Genomic DNA, 15,780 nt, shown 5'->3' on the forward strand with positions numbered 1-15,780 from the left:
CGCAGGTTGCAAGCACTTGTTGGTTATGGTTAAGCCATTGGCTCGGTAGAGATGGTGTGGGTATTGGTGCCAACAAAAACCCAGACGTGCTCATCAGGAAGAGAGAAGATGTAGAATGGTTCAGTTTGCGTGGGGCCTAACGGAAATCGTAAGGTGACCGCCGTGAACGGAGCAGTATAGTGTTGTCGCAGCAACTTAACAGCTTCGTTAAGGCCCGTGGCCGGTGGAAGTGTGATTACCAGGTCTTCCAGAAATGGTTCCGCGACAGATTTTATCGCCCCAAACTGTCCATTCTGGTAGGGAAGTTCCAGGGTACTATTTGGAGTCGTTGCCGGGTTGTTAAAGATGAAAAGCCATTGATTGACGTCCTGGGCTGTCATACCACTATTATTTTGTGGGGTGCCTTCCGCTTCATAGAACTGCGCCTCTGGATAGCTTGCTAGCACCATGCGATTGGCCGTAGCAAGTATGCGCAGGAAGGCATCATTGTTAATATTCCACTTTCCCTGTGTGGAGATGTGGGGCGTTGTCTGTGTAGCGGGCGTGCGTGTCGCCGCAAAACCAGGAACTGAAAGCATGATAAGAAGTGTGCATGCTCCCAGCAAGCTTGTAAAGGTCTTAGGTAGATATGCCATTTCGCATTTTTCCTATCTCTTAATATGCATAAGAATATAAGGCGACTATAGTGTTTATAGTGATGATTTTTCCATCATAAATAAGAAAGTCGGTTTTTTGTCGGGTTTTATTTAGCAATTGCTGCATACTGGGATATACTGCATGGCTTGGAAAACTCTCGCGGACTACTAGTTAGTCCTTTTTTATTGCCCCATCTTGCTGTGAACTCAACGTTAGTTGCATAATTAAAGTAGAAGAGTATCACTCTATTTTGAGGAACGCATGTATTATGAAATATCGAGCTAGCCGCATTGAGCAGGACCCACTCAGCTATTTTTTGCAACCTGAAACAGGTGAACCATTTCTACAAGTAGCAGATGTCATGCTACGGGCAAACAAAGATCCTAAAGAGGTTTTTGCTCATCTAATTCGCATGGCTACGGATAGCAAATGGAGCCATTCTGCTATCCTATATCTTATCAGTGACCCTCATCAAGGCTTCAACAATACGTTTCTGGTGGAAGCCAAAACTAAAGGCATCCGACTGGCCAGCTGGCGCAACGAAGTCATTCCTTTCGACGAATTTACTGTAGGCATTAAGCGCCCCTGTCTGGATTGGTATGTTGAAAATCCCTACGAGAAATCAATGCATAATCCGCGTGACCCTGAGGATATTCATGGCATTGGCTACCTCCGACATGTGCGTGGAATAGCGATTGACCAGATTAATGGTCTGTATGATCATAAGACCGTTTATGAGTTGAGCGCCCTCTATGCTGAACGTGTGGCCCGGCGTCACCTTGGCGCAATTCCGCAAGTTGCGGATGCGGCAGCCAGCGTGGCAAACCTGTTTAAAAAATGGGACGAAAGGGATTCCTCCGCCGAATCCGTGCTGCGCTTCATTTGTAGCGGCCTGGTGCAATATAGCTTTTTTGAGGCCTTGCGCCGTCGCATCATCAATGATCTGGCTATACCGGAACACCGCGAAGCTGGTTTGAGCAATTTACAGAATTTACATCGTGTCATTTATCGTGAAGATCCTGAGGGCCTGATTCCAGGCTATATTCAACAGGTTCAGAGTGGTGCTGTCGATATTCATGATACCGTACCCGATGATGTGTTGGATTTGCTGAAGACCGCTACTCCGGCCGACTTCAATAATAGCCCTAATCTTGAGTGGCGTTATGTCATCTTGAAAGGCGCTATCTGGAGGATAGAGAAAGCCGCTCCTGATTATGTTGCTACCAGCAAAGATGAGGGTGAAGTACTACAAATGCTGGGCGCGGAGCATCGCCCATAAAAAAAGTCTCTCAGATATGAAGAGGAAGCAGCCAGGGATCATGTCATTTATAATCTGATCCCTGGCTGCTTCCTCTTGTTTTGCTTATAGAAAAACCACCCGTGTGGGCGGGTGAGGCGGCGACTTCCTATTTTCCCACGCAGTTGCCCACGCAGTATCATCGGGGATGAAGAGCTTAACTTCCGTGTTCGGGATGGGAACGGGTGTGCCCTCTTCTCTACAGTCACCAACTCACCTGCACATACAAGTGGTTTTTTCTAACAGGAAGTATAATACTACGGCAATTGTCCCTTGTCAATACCCTGGCTCTAATGTTTTTGCCTGAATTTTATAAGTGCCAATGGCCTGAATTTTGGGGGAGGCATCAAAATTATCATAGAAGTACTTGACAACATTATCCTGTTGTGGCATAATCATCGAGCTGTCAAAAAAGAGACAATCACACCATCCCAGACGTATTTGGAACGTGTGCTCCTGTCCCTTCGCATCCGCCACGTTAATGTGGCTCCTCTCTGAGAACACTGCTTCTCTCCTGAGTTTTTCTCTCTACAGCCGCTTCATAGGCCATTTATGGGCTTTTTTTGACGACTGTTTCTGTAGGGAAAACCTTGGAAGGTGAGAAACGAGATTTCGGAGCCGAGCAAAAATTGCTCCAAAAAATGCTTGACAAAGCACAACGGATATGCGATACTACAGCACATGAGACAAGCGAACGAAAAAACAACACATGCTTGTTAAAATGCGAAATAACTGTTTCGCACGGTACCTTGACAACTGAAGAGTGGAAAGCAGAACAGCAACTGGAACCAAGTGAATACACAAACCAGTTCCTGTCAATTCGGTCCCATATCATTCCGATGTGGCGACCACAATAATCTGCGAACTAGAGCCAATGTTATAAATTGGCCATGATCGCAACTTACCATGCTTTTTACATATCCTGCAGGGATATGTAGCTATAAAAACATTGGATGGCGAGTTTGATCCTGGCTCAGGATAAACGCTGGCGGCGTGCCTAACACATGCAAGTCGAACGCCCTTAGTAATAAGGGAGTGGCGGACGGGTGAGGAACACGTGGGTTATCTACCCTTAGGTGAGGAATACCGGCGAGAAATCGCCGACAATACCGCATAGGCTCGGCAACGAGCAAAGCCCGCAAGGGCGCCTGAGGACGAGCCTGCGCTCGATTAGTTGGTTGGTGGGGTAATGGCCTACCAAGACTGCGATCGATAGCTGGTCTGAGAGGACGATCAGCCACACTGGGATTGAGAACGGCCCAGACTCCTACGGGGGGCAGCAGTGAGGAATTTTCGTCAATGGGGGCAACCCTGAACGAGCAACGCCGCGTGCAGGAAGAAGGTTTTCGGATCGTAAACTGCTTTTCTCTGGGACGAGAACGGACGGTACCAGAGGAATCAGCCCCGGCTAACTACGTGCCAGCAGCCGCGGTAATACGTAGGGGGCAAGCGTTGTCCGGATTTATTGGGCGTAAAGCGCACGCAGGCGGTCAGGTTAGTCTGTGGTGACAGTCGTCGGCTCAACCGACGAAGGACCATGGAAACTGTCTGACTTGAGGGCTTCAGAGGGACACGGAATTCCGGGTGGAGTGGTGAAATGCGTAGATATCCGGAGGAACACCGATGGCGAAGGCAGTGTCCTGGGAAGTACCTGACGCTCAGGTGCGAAAGCTAGGGGAGCGAACAGGATTAGATACCCTGGTAGTCCTAGCCGTAAACGATGACCACTAGACGTTGGGGGTATCGACCCCTTCAGTGTCGTAGTTAACACAGTAAGTGGTCCGCCTGGGGAGTACGGTCGCAAGATTAAAACTCAAAGGAATTGACGGGGACCCGCACAAGCAGCGGAGCGTGTGGTTTAATTCGATGCAACGCGAAGAACCTTACCAAGGCTTGACATGGATTTGCACCAGCCGTAACGGGCTGTCCCTTCGGGGCGGATCCACAGGTGCTGCATGGCTGTCGTCAGCTCGTGTCGTGAGATGTTGGGTTAAGTCCCGCAACGAGCGCAACCCCTGTCGTTAGTTGGATTTTTCTAGCGAAACTGCCGTTTTAAAACGGAGGAAGGCGGGGATGACGTCAAGTCAGCACGGCCCTTACGCTTTGGGCGACACACACGCTACAATGGTCAGGACAAAGAGTTGCGAACCCGCGAGGGGGAGCTAATCTCGTCAAACCTGGCCTCAGTTCAGATTGGAGGCTGCAACCCGCCTCCATGAAGTTGGAGTTGCTAGTAACCGTAGGTCAGCACACTACGGTGAATACGTTCCCGGGTCTTGTACACACCGCCCGTCACACCACGAAAGTTGGCAACACTTGAAGCCGCTGGGCTAACTCGCAAGAGAGGCAAGCGTCGAGGGTGGGGTCAGTGATTGGGGTGAAGTCGTAACAAGGTAGCCGTACCGGAAGGTGCGGCTGGATCACCTCCTTTCTAGGGAGCTTGGATGAAGGTTCTTCACAGAAGAACGTCTATACTTCATCCCACTTCCAGGTCGACCAGGAATCGGTACGTAGTCACGCCAGCAGTTGGATTGGTTTCCACTCTTTAGGGGTTAAGGCCCCTTGCACCTTGACAACTCAATAGCATATATCTTCAATTTTGCTGAGCGATTTATAGGTCAGCCAGAGTTGAAGCAGAGGATCGATTTTTTCGATTAAGAAAAAGTCAAAGCATTCCAGAGACATGATGTAGATCTGAACGAAGAGAACAAGCTACACAGAGTACGAGGTGGATGCCTTGGCGCTGAAGACCGAAGAAGGACGCGGAGACCGGCGAAACGTTCGGGGGGAGCTGCATACAAGCGATGAACCCGAGATTCCGAATGAGGCAACTCCTCCAGAGTGATGTCTGGAGACCGCCTGCTGAACACATAGGCAGTGACGGGGGGCAGTGGGTGAACTGAAACATCTCAGTAACCCGACGAAAAGAAATCAACCGAGATTCCCGTAGTAGTGGCGAGCGAACCGGGACCAGCCCAAACCAATCATCCTTCGGGACGGTTGGGGTTGTAGGACCGACAACAAACAATGACGAACTACTCGAACACGTTGGAAAGCGTGACCAGAGCGGGTGACAGTCCCGTAGAGGACGGTTTGTTAACGTGGGTCGGTATCCTGAGTACCACGAGGCACGTGAAACCTTGTGGGAAGCTGGGGGGACCACCCTCCAAGGCTACACATCTTCAGCGACCGATAGCGAACAAGTACCGTGAGGGAAAGGTGAAAAGCACCCGAGAGGGGGATGAAAGAGACCCTGAAACCACGTACTCACCAGCAGTCAGAGGCCACTGTTCCAGGAGGAACCAAGGGCTGATGGCGTGCCTTTTGTAGAATGATCCGGCGAGTGCATCGTCGTAGCCTGGTTAACCAACGTTAAAGTTGGGGAGCCATAGGGCAACCGAGTCTGAAGAGGGCGAACGTTGCGGCGATGCGACCCGAAACCGTGTGAGCTATCCATGAGCAGAGTGAAGCGGATGTGACAGTCCGTCGAGGCTCGAACCCACCAGTGTTGCAAAACTGGGGGATGACTTGTGGATAGGGGAGAAATTCCAATCGAACACGGAGATAGCTGGTTCTCCCCGAAATGTATTGAGGTACAGCTGTATGAAACACTATCCTGGAGGTAGAGCACTGAATGGGCTAGGGGCCTCGTGCAGGTTACCAAACCCAACCAAACTTCGAATGCCAGGACAGCATGCATGCAAGTGAGACGGCGGGGGCTAAGCTTCGTCGTCAAAAGGGAAACAGCCCAGACCATCGGCTAAGGTCTCTAAATCCGCGCTTAGTGTCAAAGGGAGTCAGTACGCCCAAACAGCCAGGATGTTGGCTTAGAAGCAGCCACCATTTAAAGAGTGCGTAATAGCTCACTGGTCGAGTGTAGTGGCACCGACAACGTATCGAGGCTCAAGCGAGGTACCGAAGCCATGGAATCCGTCGCAAGATGGATTGGTAGGGGAGCGTTCTGCGGGCAGAGAAGCCAGACCGTAAGGACTGGTGGAGCGTGCAGAAGTGAGAATGCCGGAATGAGTAGCGTCATGTCTGTGATAACCAGACACACCGAATGCCTGAGGGTTCCTGGGCACCGTCAATCGTCCCAGGGTAAGTCGGGTCCTAAGCCGAGGACGTCATAGTCGTAGGCGATGGCAAGCAGGTCAGAGATTCCTGCACCGGAGTAGCTCGTTATGAGCAATGGGGGGACGCGGTAAGGAAGGTGAGCCCATCGAATGGACAGGATGGGTCTGTGCGGTGAAGTGCGAAGCCGAGGCAAATCCCGGTTTCCTGTGCATGACACGTGCAGCGAGCGGACGTCAGTCCGCGGAAGTCATCGGCCCCTAGGCCGCCAAGAAAAGCCTCTCGCCAGAGTGTACTCCGCCCGTACCGCAAACCGACACAGGTAGGCAGGGGGAACTCTCCCCAGGTGATCGAGCGACCCTCTGTTAAGGAACTCGGCAAATTGACCCCGTACCTTCGGAAGAAGGGGTGCCCTAGTAGCGATGTCCTTCGGGATGGCGTGAGGGGGTTGCAAGAAATTGGCTCAACCGACTGTTTACCAAAAACACAGGTCTCTGCGAACGCGAAAGCGGAAGTATAGGGGCTGACTCCTGCCCAGTGCCGGAAGGTTACGAGGAGCGGTGATCGTAGCTGCGAATCTAAGCCCCGGTGAACGGCGGCCGTAACTATAACGGTCCTAAGGTAGCGAAATTCCTTGTCGGGTAAGTTCCGACCCGCACGAAAGGAGTAACGAGTTGAGCACTGTCTCGACAGAGGACTCGGCGAAATTGAAGTACCCGTGAAGATACGGGTTACCCACGACAGGACAAAAAGACCCCGTGGAGCTTTACTACACCTTGACCTCGAAACGAGGCAGAGCGTGCGTAGCATAGGTGGGAGTTGGAGAACCTATCCTTGTGGGGGTAGGGGAGACAGCAGTGAAATACCACTCTCGTTGTGTTTTGTTTCTCACACGTCACCGTGAGCCGGGACGTGGACAGGATCAGGCGGGTAGTTTGACTGGGGCGGTCGCCTCCCAAAGAGTAACGGAGGCGCCCAAAGGTTCCCTCAGGGTGGATGGACATCACCCGCAAGAGTGCAAAGGCAGAAGGGAGCTTGACTGCAAGACGGACAGGTCGAGCAGGGACGAAAGTCGGGCTTAGTGATCCCACATTCCCGAGTGGAAGGAGTGTGGCTCAACGGATAAAAGCTACCCCGGGGATAACAGGCTTATCTTGCCCAAGAGTTCACATCGACGGCAAGGTTTGGCACCTCGATGTCGGCTCGTCGCATCCTGGGGCTGGAGTAGGTCCCAAGGGTTGGGCTGTTCGCCCATGAAAGCGGCACGCGAGCTGGGTTCAGAACGTCGCGAGACAGTTCGGTCTCTATCCGTCGTGGGCGTAGGAGAATTGAGGGGCGTCATCTCCAGTACGAGAGGACCGAGATGGCTCAACCGCTGGTGTGCCAGTTGGCCTGCCCGGGCCAGAGCTGGATAGCTATGTTGAGAAGGGATAAGCGCTGAAGGCATCTAAGCGCGAAGCCGCACCCAAGACGAGTTCTCCCATCCTATTCGTAGGATCAAGATCCCAGGAAGACGACCTGGTAGATAGACGACACGTGGACGCCTGGTAACAGGTGCAGCGAAGTCGCCCTAATGATCGTACGGCTTGTTTCACCTACTCGTTGGTATCTTCATCGTGGCATTCTGAGGATGCGAGTCCGCTGCTTCAGCACAGGCTGATCTGGCGCTCGGCAAAATTGAGGATATATGCTACTGCAGTTGTTGAGATCAGAGAGATCTTACTCATCAGGAGTAAGGTCTTTTTTGTTTGTTTGGCTATTTGTTTTTGTTTTCTTCCCGTTTAATTAAGCACACTGTAACGCTCCTGTATTGTCCCGATCGCTTGAATCGATGTATCTATAGTATAATATATTGAATTGAAGACTTTTTATCATTCTATTTGGAAAAGTTACATCAAATAAGGATCAGGATTTGTCTCTTTCACCAGATGAAAAAAACGTTTTTTCTACGCCTGCAGGCTCGAGTCTAAGCTGGACTCCACCTGTCGATATGGCCCATCCATTGACCGCTTTTCAGGAAGCTTTTGTGCTCTCCGTGTGCCCAACGGGGACCCGTATCCTCTCGGCAAGGTTTCATCGCACAGTTCAGTTGCCCTGCCCTATCTGGGTTGACCTGAAACTGCCCACTGGAGAAGATCAGCGACTCATCTTACGCATGAACTACATCCATGGAGGAATTGAGAAGGAGGCTGCCATCCTTCCTGAATTGGCGAAGCTTGGTGTTCCAGTCCCTGAAGTGCTTGCAGGCCCTGTAATTGATCCCACGCAACCAGAAGCCGGAGCCATGACGATCCTGAATGTCTTACCGGGCCAGGATTTTCTGACGTGGGGCCGCAGCGCTACTCCAACTCAGATCGAATGGGCAATAGGCCTGCTTCTGCAGGGCATTGAGAAGCTTCATGCTGTTACAGAGCCACTGAGCGGTGAGCCTATCGCCAATCTTCTGCCTCACAGGACCCTGCATTCAGAATTGCAAGCGGTGATTACAAAGGCGGGTCCCTGGTTTGAAGACCCGCGCTTCAAGCAGGCTGTTACTATCCTGATGCCGCGCTTAAACGCCATTCAAACCCCATTGGCCTTTTCCAACGGCGACTACAATCAGGGGAACTTTCTCTTTGCCGAGGATCAGCTGACTGGCATCATCGACTTCACCGATCCCTGTTTTGAGGATCCGCATATTGGTATGGCCATGTACTGGGTCCATTGTTGGGACCCCTTTGATCGAGCAGGCATTGTCGAACGCTATCTGGAGCGGCAGCACCTCTCATTCACTGAGTTCGCCCCACGCCTTGCTCTGCGCTGTCTGCGCATCCTGCAAGAGGGGATACCCGTTGATGGTGGAACAGATGTGTACGATGAGTGGGGCTTTGAAAGCCAGGCCGACTCTCGCGAGCGTCTTTTAAACCTGCTCCAGCGCGCACTGGCTGGCTGATACCCATTTCTTATAGTTTAAAGCATGCGCATATTTGTCTCTCGCTCATCGGCTGGATTACTTGAGAGCTGTCAATATGCGCTCAAAAAGGTTATCCCATGGTCTTGCAGCTATCGTCAGAGCGCCCGCACGCTGAGCTTCCTGCTTGAGCCACTGTCCATAGAGCCAACTCACCTGTGCACGCTTTTTTTGCAGGCCGTGTTCGGGCTCACGCTGCAAAAAATTGTGACAGAATTGTTCTTCATTGTCTTCATACAGGAAGAGCGTTCGTACCTGGACCCGAAGCGAGCTGTCTGAAAAAGCAGTGGCTAGCATAGGGAGGATGAAATCCCCTTCCAGAACAACAGGCGCTCGGCTCTCAATGTGATTGGCAATCACCGCTTCCAAAGCAGGAGCCATCACCTGGCCAACGGCAATCGTCTGTTTAACAATCTCCTCTGCCGGCTGGTTCCCGGCTTCGGGATGGGTACGCCAATAGTGTAAAACTGGCTGCTCTGCAGGAGTTGTCATGCGTTCGAGAATCACCTGGAAATCGTCAACTTCCGTGATGCCAATTCCGAAGTGATGGGCCAACCGGTAACTGACGCTGGTTTTTCCAACTCCAGAAGGGCCTCCAAGCAATAAAACCTGCCATGAGCGGTGAGGAATATCATTGTTCAATGAACGTGATCTACTTTCTGTATTGATGAGTGCAGGGATGCCGCACCATTTTAAAGGCTTGTTGCTCTTGCCTATATTCTTAAGTCCGCGTGAATGATATAATGCAATCCCCTCATCGAGCAAGCTCACGGTGTAGAACATTACACCGTGAGCTTGCTCGATGAGGGGATTGCTGTGTGTTTGTTCTGCTATTTGCGACGGCGGCCCTTGAGCAGGAGGATCGCGAGCAGGAGGGCGAGCGCAGCCGCCAGCGCTGTAACTGGTTTGGGCGTTTGTTTGGTGACGCTGTCGTTGCTGGTTTTCATATATACTCCCCCCGCTTCATAAGCGGCATCGAGCAGCTGAACCGGGTGCATTACCTCCATTTGCAGGCCGCGCTGGCGCATGCCCATGGCGATCTGCATCATACAGCCGGGATTGCCGGTGGCGATGATCTGGGCACCCGTAGCCTCGACATTGTTCATTTTGCGCTCCAGCAGCTCACGTCCCATATCCTGGTTGGTCAGGTTATAGATGCCCGCGCTGCCGCAGCACCAATCTGACTCTTTCAGATCGACCAGCTTGAGGCCAGGGATGGTTTTGAGTAGCTGGCGCGGTTGCTGCTTGATCTTCTGTCCATGCAGCAGGTGACAGGCGTCATGATAGGCGACGGTGTGGTGGACCTCGCCCATCTGCTGTACTGGCTCGATGCTGGTCAGGAATTCGCTGATATCTTTGACCTTCGCGCTGAACTCCTGGGCTTTCTGGGCATAGTTGGGATCATCGCGCAGCAGGTGATCATATTCTTTGAGCGTTGAGCCACAGCCTGCTGAGTTGATGATGATGGCATCGCAGTCATAGCGCTCGAATGTGTCGATGTTATGCCTGGCCAGTGCGCGCCCTTTCTCCGCCTCTCCACCATGTACATGCAGCGCCCCACAGCAGCCCTGCTGGCGCGGTGTGATCACTTCGCAGCCATTGGCAGCCAGGACGCGGATGGTAGCCTCGTTGATATCATGGAAAACCTGGTCCATGATACAGCCACTGATGACGCCAACACGATAGCGCTGCTCACCGATGGCTGGCGTGACTTCGGGAAGCTGGCTGGGAACAATGGCGCCCCCGGCATTTGCCATCAATTCTTCGGGCAGTTTGAGTTTACCCTGAAATGGTGTGGGCAGGTTATTGACCGCATCCAGCAGGCCCGTGCCGCGCACGACGGTCTGCAGTCCGCTGCGCTGATAGACTTTCAGTCCTCCAAACACGACTGAGAGCACCGTACGCGAGGGCAACATCGCATCAAAGAAGAAGTGCCGTAAGAGTGTGGCGGCCACGCTATTTTTGGCTCTGGTGACCGTTGGGGTGGCAGTCTCGCTATACTCAACCTGCGCGTGGGCGTCCGGACCTTCCTGGGCGGCGACATCGCTGGTAGTGAGCTGGATTTGCTCGCGGGCCGCTTCAATGAGTTTGCCGAATTGCACGCCTGAGGGGCAGGCCGTTTCGCAGGCTCGGCAGCCGACACAGCAATACATATGCTCAATAAAGTCGTCCGAGATATCTAGCTTGCCATCGGCGACGGCCTGCATTTGATAAATACGCCCGCGGGGCGAATCCATTTCTACCCCGAGCACGGCGTAGGTCGGGCAGGTAGGTAGACAGAATCCACAGTGAATACATTGGCGCATCAAGTCATACGTATGCGTGTGTCGCCGTAGCGGTCCCTCGGTTGGTGGGATGAACTGCACTGTTCGTGGCTGTGTATACTCCGGGTTCATATTTTACCTACCTTCGTTGCTAGTATTATTAATGATCTTCCGGTCGTGGCCTTCCAGATTGGTAGGGTCTGCGCTGCTGTGGGCCGCGCGACTGCGTAGGCCGCGCTGGTGGGCCTGCGGGCCGGAATGGTCTTCCTTGCTGTGGACCAGACGAGCGATCATTACCAGTTCGTTGAGGGCCACGTGTCTGGAATGGTCGTGGCTGTGGACCACGCGTTTGCGGTGGTCGTGCCTGAGGACCACGCGACTGGAACGTTGCCGCCCGCTGAGGTGGCTGGTTCCTTGCCTGAGGCGGCCTGCTACCATACTGTTGTCCTCTTGGTTGAGGAATGGGTTGGGCCGCAACCACAGTGATCTCCTGGCGATTATGGAAGAGTTGGTGCGCCTGCACAACGGTGTAACTTCTCTTGAGTATGTTCAGTGCTTCCTTCAGATTTACAAACGGATCGACTTCCAATGTCGCATGGGGGAGTTTGAAGACACTGATCATCAAACCATCTTCTGGCTCTAAGCAGGCTGCGGCTTTGCTGATCAACCTGGCTGCCTCCCTCGCGTCCATGCGCATGTCGTTTACAATCAGATCATATTGCTGACGGTGCTGAACGGCCTCTTCCAGATAATCTTCGGCATAGCCTCGATAGTGTTCCAGTCCTGGCCGATTGGCCAGCCGTGGATCTAGCCTGGCCGGGTCAACCGCTACCACCTGTAGGCCAGCATCTAGCAGCAGCCGTGTCCAACCTCCGGGGGCCGCACCAAGATCTAATGCTTTTCCCTCTGATGGTAGTATAACACCAAACACTTCTAGTGCTTCAAGTAACTTGAATTCTGCGCGGCTAATTTGTTCATCTGTCTGGGCGTAGTGACGAGCACCACCTGGCCACGCACTGAGATTTTCTTCGGTCGTTGAAATGCCGAGGTAGCCTTTGTCCATGGTGCCAAGTAGCGAAATGATAACCTGTGGCTTTTTAATATCCTCGAGTGCGCCAGTCTCCTCCGCTAGCGCTTCCGCCAGCGCTTTATTGATCTGCCCACCACTATAGGCGCGCTCGCCCTTACTTTTATCGGTCTGGATCAGGCGTGTTTGCACAGCGAAATGGACGCCGCGCTCCAACTGGGCAAAGCCAGGCAGTTGCACCGTCGCCAGGGCTATCTCACCCAGGTCATCCTCATTATTTTCCAATGGGACAATGGTTTGCACGGGCGCGATGTGGCGTGCGAATGTTGGACGGGATTTGCTCGTGATCGTCATAAACCGCGCCGCATCCTGGGCGCGGCAAAGCAAAATTCCGGGCGCGATTTCTTCTTCCATGATCAGGCTCGGGTCCATAACCTGTAGCTCTGCCAGTGCTGCATCGATGAATTCTGGCTGTGCAGTCACCAGACATAAATTTTCAGTTGTACTCACAATCCTCCTAAATATCTCCCTCTCACGAATAGTCCTTGTGGATCAAATTGTTGCTTGAGCCGTTTCATCAGATAGAAATCTGCTCGGGGTTCACCCCATACACTCAGGCGTTGTTTCAAGCGTGTTGGGCAGCGCTCCAGGATAAGGCTCCCCTTGCTCATTTGTGCGTAGTTGCGCATTTCGGTAATGGCATCAGTCAGGCGAGTTTCAGCATCATAGGGACCTAATTCAACGTAGAGAATGCCGTTGCCCGCATGGGCCACAATATTGGCGATTAAGTTCTGACTCTGGCACGTTTCTTCTATTTGTCGCACTGTAGCAGCCATCCGAGCGACCGGTATGCTGATCTTACAGCTGAGCGCGCTCTGCATTTGCAGGCTTGCCATCTGCCAGAATCGATCCTGTTCCTGTCCTGTCAGCTCTTCACGCAGGAAAGCGTGATAGGCCTGTGCAATCTTCAGCGTTTCATTGATTTGACGTGTAATGGCTATTGTACTATTTTCGTAGTCTACTGCCAATGTGTAGCCATGGTCGGGCAGCGGGAAATCGAAGAAGGGCGAGGCATCTTTGGGTCCATGCAAGGCGATCAGTTCGATGGCGCTGGGTGTCAGTGGGGACGCGAGCAAGGCCTGCGTCATCTGCATGGCATCCTCCACACGCTCAAAGGTAAAGAGCAAGCTACGTTCTGCCTGTGGTAGCGGACTAAGTTTAAAGTTGGCTTCGACAATGATGCCCAGGGTGCCAAAGGAGCCAATGTAAAGCTTGTTGAGATCATAGCCAGCCACATTCTTGACGACCTTACCCCCACTGCGACTGATTTCACCGTTTGCCTGGATGACGCGTAGCCCGATCAACTGGTCACGGGCGCTCCCATAGCGCAGGCGTTTGGGTCCACTGGCATTGGTGGCCAGCATCCCACCAATCGTGGTGGCGTCTCCGTCTGGAGGGTCCATCGCCAGGCGCTGCCCCTTGGCCTTGAGCCGTGCCTGCAGCTCTCCCATAGTGATCCCGGCTTCAACATGACAGGTTAGATCGGGGGCCTCATGCTCCAGCATACGATTGAGGGACGTAGTTTCAAGCAATACATCAATATGTTCAGGCCGATCTCCAGTATTCATGTGTGTACCATTTCCGCGTGGAAGCACACTTAAATGTTGCTCATTGAGGAAGCGAACAATTTGTGCTGCCTCCTCAATATTCTGAGGTTGAATGAGGAGCCCCGGCAAACGATCATCAACGGCATAGTCAAGCAACTGCACCGGATCAAGAATGATCGGTGTATGCGGAAACTGCTGCTGGATTAATGGTACAAATGGCGCTATCTCTGCCATGATAAATCCTCCCCAGAAAGTTTCAAGTGTCTCTCGCGGTCACGCAATCAGAGCTGTCTCATTTCAGCGCACCGGCCTGGTAATGGGAAGAGCTTGCCTGGATTAAAAAGTTGCTGGGGATTCCAGGCTGTACGCACCTGTTGCATGATGCGCAGATCTGCTTCACTAAAGATCAAGGCCATTTCAGCCTGTTTTTCGATGCCTACTCCATGTTCTCCGGTGATTGAGCCCCCGACCGCTGCACAGATTTCTAGAATTTCGTGTCCTGCCAGGCGGACCCGTTCGATCTCGCCCGGAACCTGGGCATCGAAGAGGATAAGCGGATGCAGGTTGCCATCACCGGCATGGAAAACATTGCCTACTTTCAGATTATAGCGCTGGCAAATATCGCTGATGCAATGTAGTACATAGGGCAGCTGGGTGCGAGGAACCACGCCATCCTGTACATAGAACTCTGGACTGATACGCCCAACCGCGCCAAAGGCATTTTTGCGCCCCGCCCATAACAACTGCCGCTCAGCTTCATCGGCGGCAATCCGCACCACGCGCGCATGATTTTTTTCACAGATGGCGACGATCTGTTCTAGCTGGGCATCAACGCTCTCCCGTAGCCCTTCTGTCTCCATCAATAATACCGCAGCCGCATCCATTGGATAGCCTGCATGTGTATCTGCCTCGACTGCCTGTAGAATCATCTGATCCATCATTTCGATGGCAGCTGGAATCACTCCCGTAGCGATGATCTCAGAGACAGTGTTGGAAGCATCTTCCATTACATCAAAGACGGCAATCATCGTCTTGACCGCCTCCGCCACCGGCACTATGCGCACAATAATTTTAGTAACGATACAGAGCGTGCCCTCGGAGCCGATCAGCAGTCCAGTGAGATCATAGCCGGGCATATCATAGGTCTCGCCGCCAATTTCTACAATTTCTCCCTCTGGTGTCACGATCTCCAATCCCAGCACATGGTTGGTTGTGACTCCATATATCAGGGTGTGTGGCCCCCCCGCATTCTCTCCAACGTTGCCCCCGATGGTACAGGAACGCTGGCTGCTCGGGTCGGGAATATAGGCATAGCCATGGGGATTAATCGCCTGACTGAGATGAATGTTGACTACCCCCGGCTCGACCGTTGCTCGTAGATTGTCATAATCAATGGACAGAATACGGTTCATACGGGCGAAGGCGATGACTATGCCACCGTAGACTGGAATGGCCCCTCCACTAAGGCCCGTTCCCGCACCTCGTGGCACGACCGGTACCTGGTAACGGCTGGCTATTTTGACAATTGCCGCAACTTCTTGATTGTTGGAGGGCAACACGACAATATCTGGTCGTGCACGCTCGATCGAAGCATCATACTCATAGAGGGCCACATCATAGGGCGTATGGAGCACATGAGCTTTCCCCAGCGTCTGCTGCAGTTCCTGTACTACGAGGGCCTTTGTTGTGTCTGTCATCCTTGCATAGAGCGGCTCGGCAATTGTGGTGAGTGGTTGTTCTACAATGCTCATCGCTCGTCCCCTCCTTTGGGTCTTCGCCAATCGTGCGCCCGCTACTTAAGATATTGCGCCAATTATGTCTCGTAGTTTGTAACTGCTAAATTATAATAGCGCAACCAGGTACCTTATAAGTGGCCTTTACGATTGTTTCTATTACAAACGTATTCAACAATGATGAACATTTCTAAT

Annotated in this window: 9 protein-coding genes and 3 rRNA genes; 4 read left to right on the forward strand and 8 right to left on the reverse strand. The window is 52.5% G+C overall.

Translation table 11 applies throughout. The features are described 5' to 3' along the window. Window positions 1-29 precede the first annotated feature (29 nt). Window positions 30-635, reverse strand: coding sequence for a hypothetical protein (locus EL645_RS22410; RefSeq protein WP_126552558.1), 606 nt, complete (start codon window positions 633-635; stop codon window positions 30-32). A gap of 269 nt (window positions 636-904) precedes the next feature. On the opposite strand from EL645_RS22410, the gene EL645_RS22415 reads away from it, so the two are divergent. Then, complete coding sequence (locus EL645_RS22415; RefSeq protein WP_126552559.1) at window positions 905-1,915, forward strand: hypothetical protein; 1,011 nt, start codon at window positions 905-907, stop codon at window positions 1,913-1,915. A 114-nt stretch (window positions 1,916-2,029) separates the two neighbouring features. On the opposite strand, the gene rrf is transcribed toward EL645_RS22415, so the two are convergent. Both rrf and EL645_RS22425 read right to left on the reverse strand, forming a co-directional pair. Further along, window positions 2,030-2,146, reverse strand: a 5S ribosomal RNA gene (gene rrf, locus EL645_RS22420). Window positions 2,147-2,209: 63 nt separating this feature from the next. Further along, entirely contained in the window at window positions 2,210-2,410 is a 201-nt protein-coding gene (locus EL645_RS22425; RefSeq protein WP_126552560.1) for a hypothetical protein, read from the reverse strand. A 473-nt stretch (window positions 2,411-2,883) separates the two neighbouring features. On the opposite strand from EL645_RS22425, the gene EL645_RS22430 reads away from it, so the two are divergent. The 3 genes from EL645_RS22430 (at window position 2,884) to EL645_RS22440 (ending at window position 8,936) form a co-directional block, all read left to right on the forward strand. Further along, a 16S ribosomal RNA gene (locus EL645_RS22430) occupies window positions 2,884-4,364 on the forward strand. 274 nt (window positions 4,365-4,638) lie between these two features. Next, window positions 4,639-7,598: ribosomal RNA gene (locus tag EL645_RS22435) — 23S ribosomal RNA — on the forward strand. A gap of 318 nt (window positions 7,599-7,916) precedes the next feature. Continuing rightward, window positions 7,917-8,936 (forward strand): aminoglycoside phosphotransferase family protein, encoded by a 1,020-nt coding sequence (locus EL645_RS22440; RefSeq protein WP_126552561.1) that lies wholly within the window; start codon window positions 7,917-7,919, stop codon window positions 8,934-8,936. Window positions 8,937-8,993: 57 nt separating this feature from the next. Here EL645_RS22440 and EL645_RS22445 read toward each other — a convergent pair whose 3' ends face one another. The 5 genes from EL645_RS22445 to EL645_RS22465 all read right to left on the reverse strand — a co-directional run bounded on the left by EL645_RS22445 (window position 8,994) and on the right by EL645_RS22465 (window position 15,549). After that, on the reverse strand, window positions 8,994-9,596 hold the full coding sequence (locus tag EL645_RS22445) for a hypothetical protein (protein ID WP_136625268.1): 603 nt from the start codon (window positions 9,594-9,596) through the stop codon (window positions 8,994-8,996). A 188-nt stretch (window positions 9,597-9,784) separates the two neighbouring features. Further along, entirely contained in the window at window positions 9,785-11,350 is a 1,566-nt protein-coding gene (locus EL645_RS22450) for a (Fe-S)-binding protein (RefSeq protein WP_126552563.1), read from the reverse strand. A gap of 28 nt (window positions 11,351-11,378) precedes the next feature. Further along, complete coding sequence (locus EL645_RS22455; RefSeq protein WP_126552564.1) at window positions 11,379-12,755, reverse strand: SAM-dependent methyltransferase; 1,377 nt, start codon at window positions 12,753-12,755, stop codon at window positions 11,379-11,381. Next, window positions 12,752-14,086 carry an FAD-binding oxidoreductase gene (locus tag EL645_RS22460; protein WP_126552565.1) on the reverse strand — a complete coding sequence of 445 codons (1,335 nt, stop codon included), beginning with the start codon at window positions 14,084-14,086 and terminating at the stop codon, window positions 12,752-12,754. Before EL645_RS22460 ends, EL645_RS22455 begins: the two co-directional genes overlap by 4 nt. Window positions 14,087-14,133: 47 nt before the next feature. Continuing rightward, window positions 14,134-15,549, reverse strand: a complete 1,416-nt coding sequence (locus EL645_RS22465; protein ID WP_371865751.1) for an FAD-linked oxidase C-terminal domain-containing protein — start codon at window positions 15,547-15,549, stop codon at window positions 14,134-14,136. Window positions 15,550-15,780 lie beyond the last annotated feature (231 nt).

Origin of the sequence: Dictyobacter kobayashii, assembly GCF_003967555.1 — a bacterium.
Classification (GTDB): domain Bacteria; phylum Chloroflexota; class Ktedonobacteria; order Ktedonobacterales; family Ktedonobacteraceae; genus Dictyobacter; species Dictyobacter kobayashii.